Source organism: Martelella sp. HB161492 (assembly GCF_013184775.1).
Lineage (GTDB): Bacteria > Pseudomonadota > Alphaproteobacteria > Rhizobiales > Rhizobiaceae > Martelella.
The window spans coordinates 368,348-388,698 of record NZ_JAATVV010000006.1 but is presented as its reverse complement, the minus strand read 5'-3'; the positions used below and the strand labels follow the sequence as shown (position 1 = coordinate 388,698).

Annotated in this window: 18 protein-coding genes and 1 pseudogene; 3 read left to right on the top strand and 16 right to left on the bottom strand. The window is 60.3% G+C overall.

All coding sequences use genetic code 11. The features are described 5' to 3' along the window. Positions 1-774: 774 nt before the first annotated feature. The 10 genes and pseudogenes from HCK86_RS24305 to HCK86_RS12580 all read right to left on the bottom strand — a co-directional run. A pseudogene (locus tag HCK86_RS24305) lies at positions 775-987 on the bottom strand (TniB family NTP-binding protein); the annotation flags it as partial. Positions 988-1,025: 38 nt separating this feature from the next. Continuing rightward, a complete protein-coding gene (locus HCK86_RS12620; RefSeq protein WP_176084818.1) occupies positions 1,026-2,099 on the bottom strand; it encodes a saccharopine dehydrogenase C-terminal domain-containing protein in 1,074 nt (357 codons plus the stop codon). Next, positions 2,096-2,881, bottom strand: coding sequence for an amino acid ABC transporter ATP-binding protein (locus HCK86_RS12615; protein WP_210259903.1), 786 nt, complete (start codon positions 2,879-2,881; stop codon positions 2,096-2,098). The genes HCK86_RS12620 and HCK86_RS12615 overlap by 4 nt, the downstream gene beginning before the upstream one ends. A gap of 16 nt (positions 2,882-2,897) precedes the next feature. Next, complete coding sequence (locus HCK86_RS12610) at positions 2,898-3,563, bottom strand: amino acid ABC transporter permease (protein WP_176084817.1); 666 nt, start codon at positions 3,561-3,563, stop codon at positions 2,898-2,900. Positions 3,564-3,750: 187 nt separating this feature from the next. Beyond that, on the bottom strand, positions 3,751-4,668 hold the full coding sequence (dapA, locus tag HCK86_RS12605) for a 4-hydroxy-tetrahydrodipicolinate synthase (protein WP_176084816.1): 918 nt from the start codon (positions 4,666-4,668) through the stop codon (positions 3,751-3,753). A gap of 26 nt (positions 4,669-4,694) precedes the next feature. Then, positions 4,695-5,438, bottom strand: a complete 744-nt coding sequence (locus HCK86_RS12600) for a dihydrodipicolinate reductase C-terminal domain-containing protein (protein ID WP_176084815.1) — start codon at positions 5,436-5,438, stop codon at positions 4,695-4,697. 10 nt (positions 5,439-5,448) lie between these two features. Further along, positions 5,449-6,840: an aldehyde dehydrogenase family protein gene (locus HCK86_RS12595; RefSeq protein ID WP_176084814.1), complete on the bottom strand. Its 1,392-nt coding sequence runs from the start codon at positions 6,838-6,840 to the stop codon at positions 5,449-5,451. Between the two features lie 7 nt (positions 6,841-6,847). Next, positions 6,848-8,191 (bottom strand): FAD-dependent oxidoreductase, encoded by a 1,344-nt coding sequence (locus tag HCK86_RS12590; RefSeq protein ID WP_176084813.1) that lies wholly within the window; start codon positions 8,189-8,191, stop codon positions 6,848-6,850. Then, complete coding sequence (locus tag HCK86_RS12585) at positions 8,184-8,438, bottom strand: 2Fe-2S iron-sulfur cluster-binding protein (RefSeq protein ID WP_246739572.1); 255 nt, start codon at positions 8,436-8,438, stop codon at positions 8,184-8,186. Before HCK86_RS12585 ends, HCK86_RS12590 begins: the two co-directional genes overlap by 8 nt. Continuing rightward, the gene (locus tag HCK86_RS12580) at positions 8,435-9,610 is read right to left on the bottom strand and encodes an FAD-binding oxidoreductase (protein ID WP_176084812.1); all 1,176 of its coding nucleotides are present in this window, start codon (positions 9,608-9,610) and stop codon (positions 8,435-8,437) included. Before HCK86_RS12580 ends, HCK86_RS12585 begins: the two co-directional genes overlap by 4 nt. Positions 9,611-9,764: 154 nt before the next feature. Here HCK86_RS12580 and HCK86_RS12575 point away from each other — a divergent pair, with 154 nt between their 5' ends. Both HCK86_RS12575 and HCK86_RS12570 read left to right on the top strand, forming a co-directional pair. Next, positions 9,765-10,688, top strand: coding sequence for a LysR family transcriptional regulator (locus tag HCK86_RS12575; RefSeq protein ID WP_176084811.1), 924 nt, complete (start codon positions 9,765-9,767; stop codon positions 10,686-10,688). 161 nt (positions 10,689-10,849) lie between these two features. Next, entirely contained in the window at positions 10,850-11,674 is an 825-nt protein-coding gene (locus HCK86_RS12570) for a transporter substrate-binding domain-containing protein (protein WP_176084810.1), read from the top strand. A 223-nt stretch (positions 11,675-11,897) separates the two neighbouring features. Here HCK86_RS12570 and HCK86_RS12565 read toward each other — a convergent pair whose 3' ends face one another. Then, complete coding sequence (locus tag HCK86_RS12565) at positions 11,898-14,201, bottom strand: molybdopterin-dependent oxidoreductase (RefSeq protein WP_176084809.1); 2,304 nt, start codon at positions 14,199-14,201, stop codon at positions 11,898-11,900. Beyond that, positions 14,195-15,175, bottom strand: a complete 981-nt coding sequence (locus HCK86_RS12560; RefSeq protein WP_176084808.1) for a hypothetical protein — start codon at positions 15,173-15,175, stop codon at positions 14,195-14,197. Before HCK86_RS12560 ends, HCK86_RS12565 begins: the two co-directional genes overlap by 7 nt. A 169-nt stretch (positions 15,176-15,344) precedes the next feature. On the opposite strand from HCK86_RS12560, the gene HCK86_RS12555 reads away from it, so the two are divergent. Continuing rightward, positions 15,345-16,298: a LysR family transcriptional regulator gene (locus HCK86_RS12555; protein WP_176084807.1), complete on the top strand. Its 954-nt coding sequence runs from the start codon at positions 15,345-15,347 to the stop codon at positions 16,296-16,298. A gap of 2 nt (positions 16,299-16,300) precedes the next feature. On the opposite strand, the gene HCK86_RS12550 is transcribed toward HCK86_RS12555, so the two are convergent. The 4 genes from HCK86_RS12550 to HCK86_RS12535 are packed head-to-tail and all read right to left on the bottom strand — an operon-like array spanning position 16,301 to position 20,303. Beyond that, entirely contained in the window at positions 16,301-17,488 is a 1,188-nt protein-coding gene (locus HCK86_RS12550) for an MFS transporter (RefSeq protein WP_176084806.1), read from the bottom strand. 3 nt (positions 17,489-17,491) lie between these two features. Next, positions 17,492-18,658 (bottom strand): cystathionine beta-lyase, encoded by a 1,167-nt coding sequence (gene metC, locus HCK86_RS12545; protein WP_176084805.1) that lies wholly within the window; start codon positions 18,656-18,658, stop codon positions 17,492-17,494. Between the two features lie 38 nt (positions 18,659-18,696). Then, entirely contained in the window at positions 18,697-19,521 is an 825-nt protein-coding gene (locus tag HCK86_RS12540) for an ABC transporter permease (RefSeq protein WP_246739571.1), read from the bottom strand. Next, positions 19,521-20,303 carry an ABC transporter permease gene (locus HCK86_RS12535; protein ID WP_348641072.1) on the bottom strand — a complete coding sequence of 261 codons (783 nt, stop codon included), beginning with the start codon at positions 20,301-20,303 and terminating at the stop codon, positions 19,521-19,523. Before HCK86_RS12535 ends, HCK86_RS12540 begins: the two co-directional genes overlap by 1 nt. Positions 20,304-20,351: the final 48 nt, after the last annotated feature.

Below are 20,351 nucleotides of genomic sequence, written 5' to 3'. Positions count from 1 at the left end.
GTTTGAAATCGTCACTGAAATTCGATTTGCTCATGGTCGCCTTCTTACCTCATTTTTAGGCAGGAAGGTGTCTACAGTTCCCGGGGCTATTCAGAATGGGCCGCTTGGAAAGATGAGCGATTGATGTTGTTTCCATCCATGTCCGTATTCCAGAGCGAAGTATGAAGTCTCGAGGCCTGTAATTGGTGTCATAGGCAAAACAGATAGAAAAATCCCATTTTTGAATAATGAACTGAAGGGGTTGTCTAATCGCAACTGGGGCGTCGGGATTGAATTTCTCGGAAGATTGCTGCCGGGTGCATGGTTGTCTTCGCGGTCGACATCAGCCGCCGCATGTTGGAGCTACGCAGCACGAGCCTTCAATGTGGATGACCTATTCAGCTGAGACAGCTATCGCTTGTCACTTAAGTGGAAGAATGCGCCAGTTCGGTTCGGGTTTGGCACTTAATTGTGAGAATCTTTGCAGCAGGATTCTCAAATTCGCTGCATTTTCCCATAAGCGCGCAGCTTGTTGGCGCGAGCGATCATGTTCTCGGTGGCGCTAGAGAATCGAGCACGGTTGTCGCCCATCATGCACCCACGCAGCATTCGGAGCATGTCCGGTCCAGCACGCTCGACGATCGCTACGCCCGCTCGCGGAGCCGCAACGCGATTTTGCGGGAAAGGGGAGGGGAGTTCGCGCCCGTTTTCAGCTCGAAGCTGGTCACAGCACAGGACATGTGACGCGCCATCCCAGCGGTTGGCTTCGCAGGATTGGTAACGGTCCCGGGTCCCCAGTGTCTCGAACTGCTCGTTCGCAGCCCATCTGCTCAATGTGAGTTGTCTGAACCTCCGCGCAAGCTGAACGTCGCCGCTGATCGCCTCCCGCGCGTCGTTGACACCGAAGCATACCAGCAAGATCTGTAAACGATTGCTGAGGAAGCGCAGAGTGTTAAGAACAATGCGCTGCTGGCGACAGGTGCCAGCAAGACTGTTGTGCGCATCGTCCTTTCGCGAAGATCGATTCCGATTTTCTAGCTGATGCACTAGGCGGCAATCAGCCTGCTCAGGAACGGGCCCTTCAGCAGCGTAAGGCTTTCGATCTGGTGATGATCGACAAACCCGACCTGGCCAAGCTGGCCGTCCTTCACCAGCGCGATCAGGCTTGCGGCATAGGCCGATGCAGCCGAGATCATGGCGTTGAAGGGATGGTCAGGACCGGGCCGAAAACGGTAGGTCTGTGACTGTTCGATACGCCTCGCACCTGCCTTTTGCCAGGCAGTGAGAAACAGGACCAGTTCATCATCCTTTACGATTGGCAGGCCGTTCATCAACAAGGAGCGCAGCATATCGCGTTTTTCCCGCAGGCCCAGATCATCCAGCAGGAAACGCATATGATCGAGATGACCCGGATAGCGCAAGGTCTTGAAGGTCAGCCGGTCAATGCCCGCGGCGCGGTAGGGTGAGAGGTCGGAAAGCCCGCGCGAGGTTGTGAAACATTCATAGTCCGTGCCGTTGAAGCGCAACTGTTCCAGTTCCTCAAGCGGTGAAATCATAACGGTATTGCCGTCGCGGATCGCTTCGCAGGGTTTCGTGTATTCATCGATAAGCGCATCGATATCCCAGATTTGACCGTAACCGAGACGATTGACCGGGAAACGCGGCAGAGAACCGACGCGGATGGTCAATTCGCTTACCCGTCGGCATTCTGCAATCAGATTGCAGGCAATATTCTCGACCAGTCCGGGTGCGATGCCGCAGCCATTCAGCACCACACGTTTCTGTGCAAGTGGACCAAGCACGTTCTTTACTTCGGCCCGCAGCGGCGCAAAATCGAGAAAATGCGTCTTTGCTCCGACCGCAATCTCGGCAATGCCGCTGACTGCCCAGCCCGGGGTTGCCGCGACAATCAAATCGGCCGTTCTGGCCGCGGCAGGTATATCGCCTGATCGCTTCGGCCGCACCGTCTCGGCCTCGAGGCCGAGTGCCGAGAAGCTATCGAGCGCGTCTTCCGAAGGTTCGATCATCGTGACGTCGACATCCTGCCCGTGTGACAGGTTGGCGGCAAGTGCCGAGCCGATATTGCCGGCGCCGAAAATTGCGACCTTGAACCGCGTCATGCCCCGACCCCTCTGAACCGCGAGACGAAAGCCTGCAGGCGCGGATTTTGCGGATTGAGGATCACTTCGTCGGCGGAGCCCTGTTCGGCGATCACACCCTGATCCAGAAACAGTATGCGGCTTGCGACATCGGCGGCGAAAGCCATTTCATGAGTCACGATCGCCATGGTCATGCCGCCTTCGGCGAGATTGCGGATAACCGCCAGAACCTCGCCGACGAGTTCGGGATCAAGCGCGCTTGTCACCTCGTCGAGCAGCAACACCTCCGGTTTCATGGCGAGCGCCCGGGCAATGGCGACGCGCTGTTTCTGCCCGCCGGACAGATGATTGGGGTAAGCGCCGTGTTTGTCGGCCAACCCCACCTGCTCCAAAAGTTCCATGGCATGGGCCTCTGCCTCCCGTTTCGGCTTCTTGCAGACGATCAGGGGACCTTCGATGACATTCTGCAGCACAGTCTTGTGAGGGAACAGGTTGAAATGCTGGAAAACCATGCCGACATGGCGGCGAAGCGTGCCGATGCCGATCTGCGGGCCGACGTCCCGGAACTTGTTGCCGACCACGCGCTGACGAAAGCGCACCGCACCGCCGGTCGGCGTTTCCAACAGGTTAAGACAGCGGATGAAGGTCGATTTGCCGGAACCGGACGGCCCAATCAGCGCCACCACTTCGCCGCGCGTGAGACTAAGATCAAGCCCTTTGAGAACCTCGTGAATGCCATAGCTCTTGTAGAGGCCGACAGCTTCCAGCACCGGTGTGGTCTTCGTTTTTTCGATCATGTCCATGGGGAACTCCGGTCTCTCAGTCACTCTTGCGCATCCGTTTTTCCAGCCAGTCGGCAGCCTGCATCATCGGCAGCAGAACGACGATATAGAGCACGGCCATGACGGTATAAGATTCGAGCGGGCGGTATGTCTGTCCGTTGACGACGGCGGCCATATAGGCGAGGTCAGCGACGGAAATAACCGAAACCAGCGAGGTATTCTTGAACTGGATCACCGACTGGTTGATGAAGGACGGCAGCATCCGCTTCAGAGCCTGCGGCATGATGATGCGCCACATCGCCTGCGCCGGGCTCATGCCAATGGCAGCAGCAGCCTCGCGCTGCCCCTTTTCGATCGAAACGATACCGCCACGGAAAATCTCGGCATAGAAAGCGCCGACATAAAGCGACAGTGCCAGCGTGGCAGCGACACGGTTGTCGATCGAGATGCCGACGATCAGCGGGAAGGCGTAATAGAACCAGAGAAGCTGGACCAGAAGTGGCGTACAGCGAAAGATTTCCTGATAGATGCGGGCAATCCAGTTCAGCATTTTCCAGGTGGAAAGACGGGCTGAACAGGTCAGAAGACCGATGGCGATCCCGAGAATAATGGAACCGACCGTGTAGACGATGCTGGTCCACAGTCCGAAGATGAACAGATCGCGATATTGCCAGACGGAGTGGAAGTCCCAGTGATACTGCATCACGGTCTCCCCTTCGGCCGTGGTTCCGCCGCGCTGATCACGACATGCCGACAGCGACGGCTTTCCCGTCTTTCTTGCATAAAAATTCCCCTGTCTTTTTTGATTGCCGGTCCGTGAGAGGCCGGATGATATTTTTCAATTCTTGCCTGCAAAGCGAAGGCCGACAATGCAAAGCACATGAGGCCGCTTACCGCATTTCTTGGAAGTTTGAGGCTGCCGATGCGTAACGGCCGAGAATACCGGCAAGCCGTTCCCGGTTCGCATCCGAAACCGGCACCATCGGCAGGCGCATTTCGGGGCCTGCGAGATTGGAGATGGCAAGCGCCGCCTTGACCGGGCCGGGATTGCTTTCGATGAACATGCCATCGGTCAACTCGGCGACGAGTTCATGCAGTTTCAGGGCTTTATGAGTGTCGCCATTCTGGAAGGCGTCAACCATCGCCACCATGACATCCGGTGCGACATTGGCGACCACCGACGTAACGCCGATCGCGCCAAGCGACAGGAAGGGAAGCGTCAGCCCGTCATCACCGGAATGAATGATGAAATCCGGACCGCAGGCAAGGCGCAGAGCCGTCACGCGGGCAGCAGAGCCACCGGCTTCCTTGATGGCGACAATATTGGAATGACGGCCGGCCAGTGTTGCGCAGGTTTCTGGCGCAATCTCAACGCCACAACGCCCCGGGACGGAATAGAGCATGATCGGCAATGTGGTTGCGCTGGCGACAGCGCCATAATGGGCAATCAGGCCGGATTGCGGCGGCTTGTTATAGTAAGGCGTGACGACCAAAACCGCATCGGCGCCTGCCTTTTCTGCGCGGCGCACCTTGTCGACGGCTTTCTTCGTATCATTGGCGCCAGCGCCCGCCATTACCAGCGCACGGCCCTTTGCAAGGGCAACAGTCCTCGCGATCAGGGCTTCGGCTTCATCATCGGAAAGAGTGGCCGCCTCGCCAGTGGTGCCAACCGGCACAAGCCCGGCAACACCGGCTTCAAGCTGGCGCTCTACCAGCGCGTCGAAGGCATCGAAATCAATGGTGCCATCGCGAAAGGGCGTCACAAGTGCGGTAAAAACGCCGGTGAAACGGCTTTTCAGGTCTGTCATTATCTTATCCTCTGGAAATTGGCCACTCAACCTTCAAGGCTATCGGCAAGCGTGTAACGCCCCGCCGGGCGCGGCGTTGCCACCAGCCATTGCGCAGCAGCAAGCGCACCTTCGGCATAGGCAGCGCGTGTGTGTACGCGATAGGTGAAACGGGTTTCGGCCGAACCAAGATCGAAACTCACTTCGTTAATGCCGACGATATCGCCTTCCCGCTTCACCGTGATCGGCGTTTCGGGTGCTTCAAACCCCATCGCCGTGCTGCGGGTCTTCGATATCTCGGCCGCCAGCAGTTTCGATGTGCCGGACGGATCCGCCTTCTTGCGGGCGTGATAGGTTTCGAACACACGCGGTTCGGCATCGGGCATCATCCGGGCATAGCCCAGGCTTGCGAGGCGGAAAGCTTCGAAACCACGGGCGAAATTGGCGCTGATCAGCATCGGCCGGTGCGCGCACCAACCGGTCAGTGTCGCATCGTCTTTGGCGGAAAATCCGGTAGTACCGATTACGGTCGGGATGTTCTTTTTTGCAATCTGGGCCTGAAGGGAGAGGCTTGCCGCCGGCGTCGAAAAATCGATCATCACGTCGCAATGGCTGTTCATCTCAGCGTCAGCCGGGCGGTATTCGATGCCACCGCCGGCAACCGGTGTTCCGGCAAGGCGCGAACCGGGCGAGACAAGGGCAGCGGCCAGTTCGAGGCCGGGACTGTCCAGGATCAGTTGAACCAAACAGGTGCCGACAAGACCCGAGGCGCCGAGAATTCCGATACGCATCATTCTCTCCTCAATCGATCACGACTTTGGGTTCCGACATTTCGCGCATGGCAATGCGCACGCCCTCGCGACCGAGGCCGGAGCGCTTGACGCCGCCGAACGGGACGTGTTCAGCGCGGAAATCCGGGCCCTCATTGATCATCACGCCGCCAACAACGAGATCGCGCGAGAAGCGGCGGATCAGCGCATGGTCATTGGTGAAGACACCAGCCTGAAGTCCGTATGAGCCAGCATTCACTTCAGCGATTGCAGCAGCGGCATCCGTGAAGGTGCGGATCGCGATGATCGGGCCGAACGTTTCCTCGGCGATGATCGGCGCATTCGCAGCGACATCGGCGATCACGGTCGGTGCGAAGATGGTGCCATCATGGGTACCACCAGTCAGCAGCCTGCCACCGTGATCGGAAAGCGTTGCCGAAAGGCGATCGGCCACGGTCTTTGCAGCGGCAAGGTCGATTACGGTGCCCATGTCGGTGTCTTCCTGCGAAGGATCGCCGAATTCAATCGCATCGACGGCGGCCAGCAGTTTCGCGGTGAAGGCTTTCTCGATATCGGCGTGAAGATAGAGCTTTTTCACCGCTGCGCAGCTCTGTCCGGCAATCTCGAAGCGATGGCCGATAGTTGTGGCGACCGCCCGGTCGAGATCGGCGTCGGGCAGGACGAACAGCGGATCATTGCCGCCAAGTTCCATCAGGCAGCGGACCAGGCCGGTGGCATTCTTCAAGGCCAGTCCAGCAACGGGTCCGCCGGTGAACGACAGGAGATCAATGGGCGAGCGGGCGAGCGCCGCCGCCGCCTCGGCTCCGCCATGGATCACCTGAAACAGATACTTCGGGAAACCGGCCTTTTCGGCGAGTTCGCAAAGCCTTGCAGCAGCAAGCGGCGCCTTTGGTGACGGCTTGGCGACAACGGCATTGCCAGCAGCGATCGCAGGGCCAAGCTTGTGGCAAAGAAGATTCAGAGGATAGTTGAATGGGGTGATCGCACCAACGACGCCCACCGGTTCATAGGTGATCGTCGCCAACCGGTCGGCGCCGCCTTCGACGATCGCGCATGAAAGCGCCTCGCCGTCATTGAAGGTGGCGGCATCGCCGGAAAGCTTCAGCGTGTTCTGGGCGCGGCGCACTTCATTGCGGGCCTCGCGAATGGTCTTGCCCATTTCAGTGGAAATGATCTGCGCAAGATTGTCGGCATCCTTGGCGATTTCGCCGGCCAGCGCATTCAGGAGCGCGCGGCGCATGGCCGGTGTCGATGAACGGAAGTCGGCTGCAGCGATCTTCCCACAGGCAACGGCGGCTGCGACTTCAGCCGGCGAGGCCGCGCCGACCGCACCAACAATGGCGCCGTTGAAGGGATTGCGGACGTCTATCGTCACGGTATCGGCTTTGCGTGCCAGGGTCATCTTGTCCTCATTTGTCTTGTATGGCGTCGGGGGAGGTTTCGGGCTCTTGTTTCAGGAATGCGCCGATCGCAACCGGGCGCACGGGCCAGCGTCGGCCGGTCAGATCAGCGGCCGTCACCGGGGGCGAAGTCGGCCTGATTTCCGCCATCAGCGCCGCTGTATTGTGGGCGCAGAAGCGCCCCTGACAGGCGCCCATGGCAAAGCGGCCATTATGCTTGACCTCGCGCCCGCCCGGCGCATCGGCTCCGGTCATCAGCGCCTTGAGCTCGGAGAGCGTCCGGCCCTCGCAGCGACAGATCACCGTCTCGTCCGGCAGGCCGGAAAGGGAGGGTGATGGGTCGGCAGCGCGGAACATCTCTGTGAGGATCGTCTGAGCGCGGCGCATTCGGGCGACCGGCGAAGTGCCTTTGCTGTCAGGCCCGGAAAGGGCGGCAACGGCGTCATCGGCGGCGCGGCGCCCATCCGCCTCTGCCGCTACCGCGCCCAGCGCCTCGCGGCAATCGCCCGCGTGGCGAATGACGGGCTTCACGCCTTCCGAAGGCAGGCCGAAATCATTTGGCCGGATGCCGTCGTGAAGGCAGATTCGGTCGGCGGCAATCTCCTCAAACTTTCCGGAACGAAACCGGATCGTCGCGACGAGGCCGGAATTTTCCGCGCGAATGGCGACAAGCCTGGCGCCTTGCCGGTATGACAGTAAGCGGATGAAGAGCGTTGCCATATAGCCGATGGATTCCATCAGCAGTCCGGGAAACGCCATCAGTTTCAGACCGGCAAGCGGCCGGGCAAAAGGCGTCCCGGCTTCGATGACGGCAATGGGGCGGTTGCCGAGCCGGGTCATCTGGGCGGCCACGGCAATCAGAAGCGGGCCATTGCCTGCAAGAATGATGCGGCCAGCGGGCGCTTTTCCGGTCTCCTTCATCATCACCTGAAGACCGCCAGCGGTGGAAACGCCGGGAAGCTGCCAGCCCGGCCGCGGCAGAACCTTTTCAACCGCGCCAGTGGCGACGATGACGATGCTGGGCCGAAATCGCAACACGCGGCCTGACACCCGCTCCTCGCAAAGGGCAACGCCGTCACCATCGACGCCGAGAAACAGGCATTCGTGGAGCCTTTCGATCGCGCGGGCACCGACAGCTTTTCGCAGAGCTGCAAAGCGGGCCTTTGCGGCGGCTGGCTGCGGCACTGGCGCGACGCCGTCAATCGGCTGGCGATAGATGGCGCCGCCAATGGTCGGGCGCTGTTCTATCATGGTGACGGCAAGACCCAGATCGTCCAGTCGTATTGCGGCGGCAAGGCCAGCGGGGCCTGCTCCGATGACAAGGGCATCGATGGCTTTCTCTGTTTCAGACATAACCGCCCTCCAGACTTTCTACACGCATGCCGGGTCGCGCTGGCGTCAGGCAGGTCTCGCGGACAACGCCATCAATACGGGCAAGGCAGGACTGGCAGGCGCCAATGCCGCAGAAATAGCGGGTTGGCTGACCAAGTCCGTCGGCACCAAAGCGGTTGATGCCTGCTGTAACAAGCGCTGTCGCAACGGTTTCGCCGCTACGAAAGGGAATGTCCTGCCCCATGAAGGTAAAGCTTTGCGTTTTCATGCCGCACGCTCCCGCATGGCAAAGCGACCCGGACTGAACGGGGAAAGATCGAGCGTTGGCGTTTCACCGCAGCACAGCTCGGCAACGCTTTTGCCGGTTACGGGGCCAAGGCATATCCCGTCGCCCTCGAAACCGGTCGCGATATAGGCGTTTTCGAAGTCGGGCAGCCGGCCGATGATCGGCAGGCCGTCGCTGACGGCGGTGCGGGCCCCGGCAAAGGTGCGCAACAGCCGCGCTGTGGCAAGACGCGGTACAAGCGCCACGGCATCGGCGAGAATATGGGCGACAGCATCGATATCAGTGATCTGTTTGTCGCCGAAATCCTCGCGGGTGCCGCCGATCAGGAACTGTCCGGTGCGCAAGGGGTCAATCACCAGACCGAGACCGCGCGCGGGTTCGCCGCTTGCGCCTTTCTGGCTGCCCTTGCTCAGCAGATAGCGGCCGGACATGATCGAGCCGGGCATGGAAGCGTTCAGCGCTGCCACCCGCTCGGTTATCAGCAGCTGCCCTTTTCTGGGTGTCAGCACATGGTCAAGGCCGGCAAGTTTGGCTGAACCGGTGCCAGCAGCGACAATGACAAGATCGGCAGTGAGTAGGCCATTGGCGGTTTCAACGCCCATAATCCGGGTGCCAGCGCGGTTTGCGACAAGCTTCATGACGCTGGCGTTGCGCATCACGGCAATACCGGCCGCCGCAATCAGGCGGTTGACGATCTGATAGCCGATCGCATGACCGTCATTCATCACCTCAATCGCCATTTCGGCCCTGTCCGAAAGCACCGGATAACGGCGGTGCAGCGCACCGCGATCAAGGTGTTCAGTCGCAACACCGGCACCTGAGAGCGCGCTCCTGTGCGCTTCCAGCACCGCGCATTCCACATCGGAGGCGGCGATGATGAAGGTCGACCGATCTCGGAATAGATCGGAAAACAGTCCGTCACGGGCAAGCTGACGATAAAGCTCCACCCCCTTGAGGGCGGCATTCATCATTACGCCCGGACGCTTGCTGGCAACCGAGACGGCGCCGTCGGCAGCCCCCGAGGCTTCGGCTGCGGGTGCTTTCGCATCGAGCAATGTCACGGTGACGCCACGCCTTGTGAGAAAGAAGGCGGTGGCCGCGCCGACGATACCGGCGCCGATGATGATGGCAGTGGATGGCGGATGAACGGGCATTCTGTTTGACCGATTTGCAGGCATTCGATATCGATCATATTGACGGCCGTCAGCGCGGGCCGTCGATACAAGAGAACGGCCCTCAAAGCACAAGAATTTTGTATCGGCGCCTGACTGCCCCGCCCCCTAAAATTGACAAAAGGGGATTTTCAACATGGCAGAAATCAGCCTTACGCTTATTCAGACGTTCTATCAGGTCGCTCGGCACGGGTCCTTTTCGGGAGCTGCTCGCGAACTCAATATTTCCTATCAGTCGGCAGCAAATCACGTTCGGCGTCTCGAGCAGATCCTCAAGGGCAAGCTGATCGACAGCGAGCAAGGCGCCAAGCGCATTGCGCTGACACCACGCGGCCGCACACTCTACAATCTGCTGCATCCGGAACTTGATATCATGCTGGAACGGCTGGCCCGGCTCATTGAGGCGCAGCGCTCCTCGTTGCGTGTCGGCATGCCGCAGGCGACCTTTTTTTACCTGTTCCCCAAAATCATGACACGGTTTCGCGAGGCCTTTCCCGATATGGAGTTCGCCGTCTACGAGCGCGATACGGTGCTGGCGGAACTGGTCAAGAATGGCAGTCTCGATGTCTGTATTTCCGAGCGCTACTTCGGCGATCCTGTGGTGCCGCAGCGGCTGCTTGGCAGTTATCACTTAAGCCTTGTCTATCCGGCGAGCTGGGGCGAGGCACCGGCGCTGGAGCTCATTCCGGACTGGGCCGAAGGACGTCCTTTCGTCACTTACGAGCCCGGCCAGACGCTGCGCAATCTGGCGGTCGACTTTCTGGGCAGCAACGGGCGCAATATCCAGCCGGTGATATCAACCTCGGGCAGTTCGAGCGTCAAACGCTGCGTTGAGGAAGGACTTGGCTTTTCCATCATTCCCTCCTGGTGCGTCGGGCCTGAAGACCTGACGCTTGGAACAAAAAGGCTTGTCAATCTGCCGGAGGTTCGGCTTTATTTCGGCAATGCCGTCTTCCTGCAGCAGCATCCGGTCGTCCAGCAACTGTTCGATGACTGTCTGCATGAGCTGGTCGGACCGATCCTAGATCCGCCACGCGGTGATGCGTTGCCGCCGCTTTGAGGCGGACATACAAAAAAGCGGATAAGCATCTCCAGTTCTCTAGCATTGTTAGCAATTGTCGAGTCGCTAGTCTGATCGTCGTCCGCGACGGCTGCCAAAGCGAAGTCGGCTTCTGCTGAGCGGATCCAACTATTCATTTGGGGAACAATGGAGAATTAACAATGAACTTTTTTGCCAAGATCTGTGGGGTGGCGGCCGTGGCGCTTTCGCTTTTTACTTCGGCGGCGTCGGCTGGCACGATCGATGACATCCGCTCGCGCGGTGTCCTGCGCATTCCGGCAATCCTCAATGAGGTGCCCTATTTCAACAAGGACCCGCGCACCGGCGAATGGTCGGGTTTTGTCATCGATATGGCAAACGACATTGCCAAGACGCTCGATGTAAAGCTTGAAGTGGTGGAATCAAGCTGGGCCAACGCCATCCTTGATGTCCAGAGCGGCAAGGTAGATATGGCTTTTGCAGTAACCGCGACGCCGGTCCGTGCCCTGTCCGTCTCCTTCTCTGACCCAACCTATTACAACAGTTTTGTCGTGGTCTCTGCCGATGATGAACTCTCGGGCAAGAGCTGGAATGAGTTGAACGACTCGAAATACACCTTCGCCGTCGATCTCGGCTCGGCGCAGGACCTGATGGCAACGCAATTTCTGCCCAAGGCCAATATTCTGCGCTTCAAGACTCGTGATGAGGCGATCGTCGCCGTCACCACGGGCAAGGCACAGGGCCTGATCAACACCATGCTCAACGGTCTGGTGATCTCGAAGAAGGCGCCAACGGTCGGTTCGGTCAAGGTTCCGACCCCGGTTCTGTCAACCCCATCGGTGATCGCTGTAAATTACGAAGCGGACGAGACGTTCAAGAGCTTCGTTTCCGCCTGGGCCGAATATAACCGTCGCATCGGTAACAACCAGACCTGGATCATGAAGAGCCTCGAGCCCTTTGGCATCACGCTCACCGACATGCCTCCCGGCTTTGGTTTCGGCGGCTGAAGCGGCTAGTGCATCGGCTAATAATCGGTATCGGCTTTCGGAAAGAACGATGCTCAGATTCAATCAATAGGAGCGCCGGGCGGACAAAAGGACGCCCAGCGCTTGTCTTTTCAGGCTGCAGGATTTGCTGCCCTCTCGGTCGGTGCGGTGTTGATGGCAGAACGGCCGACACCCTCCATAAAAATGGAGGGAAGCCGGGTCCCAGGTCAATCCGGATCAGTCGTTATGAATCTGTGGCCGACCTCGGCCTCGTCACTGGCGCTTGCGTATAGACATCAAGTCTCCGCAGGGTGCCTTCGCAAGGGGTGACGGTCACGCGGCAGGACTGGGCGACAGACCCCTGGGCAAGACGGGATGTTCCCTTGTCGCGGGTCACTGCATTGACATTGCCGGCAAGACAATGCGGCTGCGCGTCGTCCGGGTTTTCCGGCGCGAACCATGCCCCGGTCGAAAGCTGGATCACACCGCGGCGCAGGTTTTCACTGTAGACGGCTCTGGCGATGCAACTTCCGCGCGTCGTCGACAGCTTTATCGTCGCGCCATCGGCAATACCAAGCGCGGCGCCATCGTCGGGGTGAATGCGCGCGGGTTCGCAGCCGCCGGGGCGGCCCTGTTGCGCATAGGAGCCGAATTCGAGCTGCGAATGCAGTTTGCGGTTCGGCTGGTTCGAGATCAGCGCCAGGCCTGGTTCCGACCAGCTTTCAGGCTCAAACCATGTCGGGTGGCCGGGGCAGTCCTCATAGCGGAACGCGGCGATCGTTTCCGATGCGATCTCGATCCGGCCTGTCGGCGTGCGCAGCGGGTTTGCTGCCGGATCATCGCGGAAGGCGCCAAGGAGATCGCCGGCATCCCCGCCTGGAATTTCCAGCGGGCCGCCGGCCCAGAAGCTCTCGAAGTCGGGAATTTCCCGGCCGATATCGGCGAGCCGTCGGCGTGCCTGGTCATAAAGCCTGCGGATCCAGCCCTCTTCGGCCAGCCCCTCGCTGAATTTCTGGCCCGCATCGAGCCTGTCGGCCAGGCCGCACAGGATCGCATAGTTGCTGCGGGCGCCGGCATAGGGTTCAAGGATGCGGTGTGAGGGTGTCAGGATGGCATCACGGGATGAGCAGCTGATATCGTCGCGTTCGACCTGCATGACAACCGGGAAGACGATATCGGCCATTCGGGCCGTCGCGGTCCACACATGATCCTGCACGATGATGGTTGACGGCCGGCGCCAGGCGCGCGTCAGACGCCCGAGATCCTGATGATGGTGAAACGGGTTGCCGCCCGCCCAGTGGATGAGTTCGATTTCGGGATAGCGGCGCTGCTCGCCATTGAAATCATAAGACTCGCCCGGATGAAGCAGCATGTCGGCGATGCGTGCGACCGGAATGAAGCTTTTGACCGGGTTGATGCCCTGAGGAAAGGATGGCCAGCGTATCGGAGCTTCGCGGCCGGTCCCGTCGACAGCGCCATATCCAAATCCGAATCCGCCGCCCGGCAGGCCGATCTGGCCCAGCATGGCCGCGAGTGTCACCAGCATCCAGAACGGCTGCTCGCCATATTCGGCGCGCTGCAGCGACCAGGCCATCATCAGGAAAGTGCGGCCTTTCGCCATGCGCCGGGCGAGAGGACGGATTTCGTCCGGCGGAATGTCGCAAAGCGGCGCTGCCCATTCCGGCGTCTTTGGCTGCCCGTCGTCGCTGCCCCGCAGATAGCCCGCGAAGACGTCGAAGCCGGCCGTGTGGCTCTGAAGAAATGACGTGTCCGTGAGGCCTTCCTCATCAAGGACGAACGCCAGTGCGAGCATCAATGCCACGTCCGATCCAGGGCGGATCGGCAGCCATTCCGCCCGGGTGCCGAGCGGCACGTCGTCCCGGATCGGGCTGATATTGATCGCGCTGACGCCCCGTTCGGCAAAACGGGAAAGATGGGTGCTCAGGCTGTGGCGCGCGACACCGCCGGCATTGACCTGGCTGTTCTTCCAGGGCGTGCCGCCGAACATCACCACCAGATCGGCGTTTTCCGCGATCCGCTCCCAGGATGTATGCCGGCCTGAAAGGCCGTCCGATGAGCCGATGACATGCGGCAAGAGTGTCGAGCCCGCACCATGGCTGTAGGTGCCGACCGAAGAGGTGTAGCCGCCGACACAATTTAGGAACCGGTGGAGCTGGCTTTGTGCGTGATGAAACCGACCGGCGCTGCCCCAGCCGTAGCTGCCACCGTAGATCGCTTCGTTGCCCCGTTCCGATATGACCTGGCGATAGGCACTGGCGGCCAGATCAAGCGCTTCGTCCCAGGACACTTCGACATAGTCTTCGCGCCCGCGTCCATCGCCGCCAGCATCCGCGCCACGCTCAAGATAGGAGCGGCGCACGGAGGGCCGGGCGATGCGAACGGGATGACGGGCCGCTGCCAGCATGTCGAACCCGATCGGCGACGGATCGGGATCGATCGGGTGCGGTTTGAGCCGCTCATCACCCGTCTCGTAGAGATAGGTGCCCCAATGCGTTGCGACGGTTGCGCGGTCGGGTGTGATCAGCATTCGTTTTCCCTGAGATCGAAAAAGACGTCGTCTGCCGCGTATCGTTTTGCAACAAGCGACTGATCGTGTGCCATGTCCAGAAAGGTTTCAATGCCGGGGCCGGCGCTGTCCAGCCCGTAAGGCCAGATGCCTGACGGCATGACCGCGGCCGCCTTCTCGACAACTTCCGACAGGAAGGGCAGCGAGGTGGTGAAAACCGCAGTTTCGGCAAGATCGGAAAGCGCCAGATCGCGTGCGGCAACGAAGGCGCGAAACAGGCGATCGGGCAGGGCAGGCTTAGCCTCCGCAAGCTCTTCACGCATGGCGATCACGTGCAGCAGCGGCACGGTGCCTCCATTTTGCAGATCACGCTGCCATTCTTCCTCGGGACGGGAAAACAGCCGGCGCATCTGGCCGGAACCAACCTCCGCCGGAACCTTGTAGGACAAAATCGCATCGAGTTCGCCGCGCAGAAGCATGGCGACCTGCGTGTCGCCGGCGGCGATCGGAGCGGTGTCAAGCGGGCCCTCCGGCAGGGTCTTTGCCGTTTCCACCGGCTTGTCCAGCGGACCGATCATCCATTTCACGGCGTTGTAGCCGACACCATACTGGCGTCTGAGGATTTCCCTGACCCACATCGTCGTCGTGCCGTGCAGCAGCGTTGCACCGATCCTTTTGCCGGCAAGATCTGAGCCCGTCGCAAGCGGGCTGCCGGCGGCGACATAGAGCGTATCATGCCGAAAGCCGATCGAAGGAAAAACCGGCAGCGCCTTCACGCGCTCTCCCGCCTGTCTGAGGGCAAGCAGTTCACCGAACGAAATCTCGGCGAGATCGAGTTCTCCCCTGGCGAAGGCCGACGGGATGACGGCGACCGACATCGGCTTCCAGTCGATGAACGGGGCCTCGACGCGGCCGTTGGCAAGCGGTTGGATCCGGTCGTAGCGACCGGTTCCCAGACGGAGTGACTGAATTTGGCTGTCGCGTGCTGCGCTCATGTCTCATTCCTGAATTAATTAGTACCGACGTTTCCGATCTAGTTGAAATGGTTCGATCTTCTGTGTAGCTTTCATGCAAGGGGACAGGCGGGTATCGCCAGAAACGGGCGCGGAATGCCGCGATATTCGCGTCCGGTGTCAGAACATTCGCGCGCCGAGGTCCTCCTGCATGGTTGACACTCAAAAGCCAGCTTTCATCGGCAGCAATGCCGATGACAGTGATCGCCTTTCGTTGATTTCCGCCTTTGTAAATGTCGCAAGTCTGGGATCGTTTTCGGCAGCGGCTGAAAGCTCCAAAACCAACGCTTCGACGATCAGCCGTCGCGTCTCGCGACTGGAAGATCTGCTTGGCGTGCGCCTGTTCAATCGGACGACGAGACGTGTCTCTCTGACCGAGCCGGGCCGCCTTTATTACGACAGCTGCCTGCTCATTCTGGAGCAGATTGCCGAAGCAGATGCGATGATGGGCGAATTCACCTCTGCTCCGCGTGGCAAGCTGCGGATCACCATGCCGGTTGCCTTCGGCCGGCTTCACATGGTCGACGCGATTACCGAGTTCATGATCCGCTACCCCGATGTCGAGGTCGAAGCCAATTCGACCGACCGCTTCGTCGATCTGGTCGCGGAAGGCTACGATATCGCGATCCGGACCGGCAGCCTTCAGGATTCCGGCCTGGTGGTCCGGCAGATTGCCGCGAACCGGCGCCTGCTTGTCGGCCGGCGCAGTTACCTTGAGCGCCATTTCTATCCGCGCCAGCCGGAGGATCTGGTTCACCTGAATTGTCTGCGGTTCACCAACTATTCTGCGGCCCACTGGCAGTTCCAGAACGAACGCGAGATCCGCGATATCCTGATCAGCGGGACAATGACTTCCGATAGTTCCGATGCCATCTATGGTGCCATTCTCAAGGGGCTCGGCATCGGGCTCGTGGCGGAATATATGTGCCACAATGAGATCGCCAGTGGCGAGATCGAAGTTCTGCTGCCGGAATGGGCGGTCCAGCCGGAGGCAAAGATTTATATTTCCCACATCGGCAGCCGTCATATTTCGCCCAAGGTCCGGGCGTTCTCCGATTTTGTGGTCGGCTATTTCCGTCGCAGGGATTTTCCGCGCTGGAACTGAAATCATGCCAGTTTCCGGATCATGCTTCCGGCAAGCGCCAGGATCGCAAGCGCGAGAATTGCATCGGTAATCAGATCCCAGCCTGAATAGGCATAGAGATATCCCGACAGCAGTGCAGTCACCGCGACGGAGCCGAAAACCACGAAATCATTGGCGCCTTCCACGGCCGAACGTTCTTCGGGCGCAGCCGCCTGAACCAGCATCGTGGTCGCGCTGATGAAGGTGAAATTCCAGCCGACACCAAGCAGAATGAGTGCAGCCCAGAAATGGGCGACGGAGACGCCCGCCAGACCGGCGACGGCACTCAACGCGAGAAGGATCAGGCCAACCGGTGTCATGCATTTCGCCCCGAACCGATCGATCAGCCTTCCGGTCACAAGGCTTGGAAGATACATGGCGAGAACGTGCCATTGAATTCCGAGGGCGGCGGAGGAGACGCTGTGGCCGCAGGCAACCATCGCCATCGGCGCCGACGTCATCATCAGCGTCATCGCAATGTATGAAATCACGCCCGCTGCGACCGGTCCGGCAAAACGCGGCTGCAGCAGCAGCGACGCGGCGCGGAGCCCCGGCACGACCGCAGCCCCCCCGATACGCCCCGGCCGAAGCAGCGAGACGGCTGAAAGTGCAAGCAGGGCCAGTACGGCCTGCCCGGCAAAGCCGCCGAGATAGGGCTGGTCGGGCAGGGCAAGCCCGGTCCAGACGACGATCTGCGGGCCGATGACCGCGGCAACGAGCCCCGCCGCCATCACATTGGAGATGGCCCGGCCCTTCAGCTCCGGAGCGACCGTTCGGGCCGCCGAGAAGCGGTAGCTCTGCACTGCGGCCCCATAAATGCCGGTGACACCCGTCCCGAGACAGAAAAGCCAGAAATGGGCAAACGCTATTCCTGTGATCGAGCAGAGCGAGGCCAGAAGCGCAATGCAGGCCGTTATCATATAGGTCCTGCGCATGCCCGCGCGTCGGATCGACCCGGCCACCGGCAGGGTGCCGACGGCAATGCCGAACGTATAGGCAGCAACCGGCAGGGTTGCGAGCGACGCATGCGGCGCCAGAACCCCGCCGACCAACGCACCGAGCGACATGATGATCGGAGGTGAGGATGCCCCGAGCGCCTGGGCAAGCGTCAATACCCAGAGATCGCGCGGCATCCTGCTTTCGCCTTCGGCCCGGGCGTTGGTGGCATCCATCGACTAGAGCGCCTTTCCAAGTGCGGTGAGACCGGCTTCAACATTCTCGAGCAAATCATCGATATTCTCGAGGCCTGCATGGAAGCGGATAACCGGCCCCTTGTCGGTCCAGGGGCTGACGGTGCGGGCCTTTTCGGGATGAACCTGCATGACGAGGCTTTCATAGCCACCCCATGATGCGCCGATGGCGAAGAGCGGCATGGCGTCGATGAAAGCGGCGAGCGCCTTTTTGGACATCGGCTTGAAAACGACGCCGAACAGACCGCAGGCGCCGGTGAAATCACGCTTCCACAAGTCGTGCCCGGGATCGCCGGGGCGCTGCGGGCAAAGCATCCGTTCGACAGACGCCGAGCCGGCGAGAAGATCGGCGAGTGCAAGCGCGCTCTTCTGATGCTGGGCCAGCCGCACATGCATTGTGCGCAAGCCGCGCAGCGCGAGGTAGCTGTCGTCGGGGCCCGGAATGAGGCCGAAATCCTGGCGGCAACGCTGAACCTTCGGCGCATGCTCGGACTTTGCCGTCACCAGGCCCATCATCACATCCGAATGACCAACGATGTATTTGGTCGCCGACTGGATCGAGACGTCCACGCCGTGCTCGAAGGGTTTGTAGTAGAGCGGTGTGCCCCATGTATTGTCCATCAGCACAACGGCGCCGATCTTGTGCGCTTCGGCGGCAATCGCCGGGATGTCCTGCATTTCAAAGGTCAGTGAGCCGGGGCTTTCCACATAGACGACCTTGGTGTGGGGGCGGAAGTGCTCCTTCACGCTCGCCCCGGCCAGCGGATCGAAAAACGAAACTTCGACACCCATGCGGCTCAGGACATTGTTCATGAACCGGCGGACGGGGCCGTAAACGCTGTCGGTGAGGAGCACATGGTCGCCCGCGCTGACAAAGGCGACAACCGCGCCGACATTGGCGGCGAGGCCGGACGGATAGGCGAAACTGCGGTCGCCGCCTTCCAGTTCGGCTACGGCTTCCTCCAGCGACCACACCGTGGGTGTGCCGAGCCGTCCGTAGATCATGCCGTCATAATCAGGCTCGTCCATCCGGTTCCAGTCGGCGACGGTTTCAGCGACGACGGTCGATGTTCTGATCACGGGGGTATTGACCGCTCCGCCAAAGCGCTCCGGGTGGCGCCCTCCGGTGACGACTTTCGTTTCTTGACGCATCTAGTATGTCTCCTTGGATAATGCTTTTGAGCGCGTGCTCACATCGACAGGGCCATCCGGCGCAGGCCGTACATCCGCTCCATGATCACGAGCAGCAGGATGGCGAACAGAAGCTGGATCGTGCTGATCGCCGCAATGGCGGGATCGAACTGGTTTTCGAGGTAGGACAGTACGACGACCGGAAGCGTGTTGGTGTTGACTGAACTGAAGAAGAACGACAGCGGCAGGTTGTCGATTGAAATCAGGATGGCAAACAGCGCTCCTGCAAACACGCCGGGCCGGATCATCGGGAGTGTCACATGCCAGAAGGTCTGCATGCTGCCGGCGCCGAGCACCGCCGCCGCTTCCTCATAGCTCGGCGAAACCGAGCGATAGATGCCGATGACGGAACGCATGATGTAGGGAACGGTTACCACCGTGTGGGCGATGAGCAGCGAGGTGATCGAGAGAGGCACGCCGATGGCCGAGAGATAGAAGAGCAGCGAGAAACCGAGGACGATCGCCGGCAGCGACAGCGGCGACAGCATGAAGCTGGAGATCGCCCCGGCGAAGGCCGACCTGGAACGGGCGAGATGGAGCGCCGCCGGGATCGCCAGAATGGCGCCGATAATGGCGGAGCCGAAAGCCACTTCCAGCGAAACGATGAAGCTGTCGACGAAGGGTTTGTAATCCCAGACCTTTCCGAACCATTTCAGCGAAAAGCCCACTGGCGGGAAAGATACATAGCTGACGCTGGTAAAGGACGCAGCGACCACGACCGCAATCGGCGCGATCATGAAGATGAAGAAAAGCAGTGTGAAGACGCTCAGCACCCAGTCTGGCATGCGCGCGGCGAAGCTTCGGGAATAGACATGAGCGGCCATCACTGAACTCCCTTGCGGCGGATCAGACGCAATTGCAGAAACAGGCAGATGACAGCAATGACCAGCAGGACATTGCTCATCGCTGCGGCGAAGGCGAAGTCACGGGTGACATTGAACTGCTGATAAATCAAAAGCGGCAGCGTCTGCATCGAACCTCCGCCGAGCAGCAGAACGGTCACGAAGCTTCCGTTCGCGAGCATGAAGACCAGGATCACCCCCGTGCCGATGCCATCAAGCGTCAGCGGCAGCGTGATCTTGAAGAAGGTGGTGAACCGGGAGGCGCCGAGAATACGCGCGGATTCCTCCAGGCTTGGCCTGACGCCCTGAAGCGAGCTCGCGATCGCCAGAACCATGAACGGCGCCATGACATGCACGAGGCCGATCACCGCCGATGTCGGATTGTTCAGGATTGCCAGCGGATGATCGATAATCCCCCAGTGCACGAGCTGATTGTTGAGCAGCCCGCGGCGGGCGAAGATGACCCGCCAGCCATAGGTGCGCATGATGATCGACGTCAAGAGCGGCGCAATCAGCAGGAATACGATCAGGCCGCTCCATGAGCCCGCCTTTCGCACCAGATAGACCGCTATCGGGTAACACACGATCACGCAGACCAGGGTGACGACCGCGCTGAGCGCGATCGTCTTGAACAGGACGCCAAGATAATAGCTGTCGCTCAGCAGCTTCTCGTAATTCGCCAGCCCCTCGTGCCAGGACGGAAACGAAAACCTGACCGTCCAGACGAGAGGCATGACGTAGAAGGCGAGGAGGAACAAAGCCACCGGAATGAGAAGATACGACCCCGACCGACGCCGGGGTCTTGAGCGCAG

What these genes read in the sequence shown, in the direction of transcription:
- HCK86_RS12620 (WP_176084818.1), bottom strand. Translation starts at nt 2,099, where the DNA reads ATGACGCGGTTCAAGGTCGCAATTTTCGGCGCCGGCAATATCGGCTCG.
- HCK86_RS12615 (WP_210259903.1), bottom strand. Translation starts at nt 2,881, where the DNA reads ATGGACATGATCGAAAAAACGAAGACCACACCGGTGCTGGAAGCTGTC.
- HCK86_RS12610 (WP_176084817.1), bottom strand. Translation starts at nt 3,563, where the DNA reads ATGCAGTATCACTGGGACTTCCACTCCGTCTGGCAATATCGCGATCTG.
- dapA (WP_176084816.1), bottom strand. Translation starts at nt 4,668, where the DNA reads ATGACAGACCTGAAAAGCCGTTTCACCGGCGTTTTTACCGCACTTGTG.
- HCK86_RS12600 (WP_176084815.1), bottom strand. Translation starts at nt 5,438, where the DNA reads ATGCGTATCGGAATTCTCGGCGCCTCGGGTCTTGTCGGCACCTGTTTG.
- HCK86_RS12595 (WP_176084814.1), bottom strand. Translation starts at nt 6,840, where the DNA reads ATGACCCTGGCACGCAAAGCCGATACCGTGACGATAGACGTCCGCAAT.
- HCK86_RS12590 (WP_176084813.1), bottom strand. Translation starts at nt 8,191, where the DNA reads ATGTCTGAAACAGAGAAAGCCATCGATGCCCTTGTCATCGGAGCAGGC.
- HCK86_RS12585 (WP_246739572.1), bottom strand. Translation starts at nt 8,438, where the DNA reads ATGAAAACGCAAAGCTTTACCTTCATGGGGCAGGACATTCCCTTTCGT.
- HCK86_RS12580 (WP_176084812.1), bottom strand. Translation starts at nt 9,610, where the DNA reads ATGCCCGTTCATCCGCCATCCACTGCCATCATCATCGGCGCCGGTATC.
- HCK86_RS12575 (WP_176084811.1), top strand. Translation starts at nt 9,765, where the DNA reads ATGGCAGAAATCAGCCTTACGCTTATTCAGACGTTCTATCAGGTCGCT.
- HCK86_RS12570 (WP_176084810.1), top strand. Translation starts at nt 10,850, where the DNA reads ATGAACTTTTTTGCCAAGATCTGTGGGGTGGCGGCCGTGGCGCTTTCG.
- HCK86_RS12565 (WP_176084809.1), bottom strand. Translation starts at nt 14,201, where the DNA reads ATGCTGATCACACCCGACCGCGCAACCGTCGCAACGCATTGGGGCACC.
- HCK86_RS12560 (WP_176084808.1), bottom strand. Translation starts at nt 15,175, where the DNA reads ATGAGCGCAGCACGCGACAGCCAAATTCAGTCACTCCGTCTGGGAACC.
- HCK86_RS12555 (WP_176084807.1), top strand. Translation starts at nt 15,345, where the DNA reads ATGGTTGACACTCAAAAGCCAGCTTTCATCGGCAGCAATGCCGATGAC.
- HCK86_RS12550 (WP_176084806.1), bottom strand. Translation starts at nt 17,488, where the DNA reads ATGGATGCCACCAACGCCCGGGCCGAAGGCGAAAGCAGGATGCCGCGC.
- metC (WP_176084805.1), bottom strand. Translation starts at nt 18,658, where the DNA reads ATGCGTCAAGAAACGAAAGTCGTCACCGGAGGGCGCCACCCGGAGCGC.
- HCK86_RS12540 (WP_246739571.1), bottom strand. Translation starts at nt 19,521, where the DNA reads ATGGCCGCTCATGTCTATTCCCGAAGCTTCGCCGCGCGCATGCCAGAC.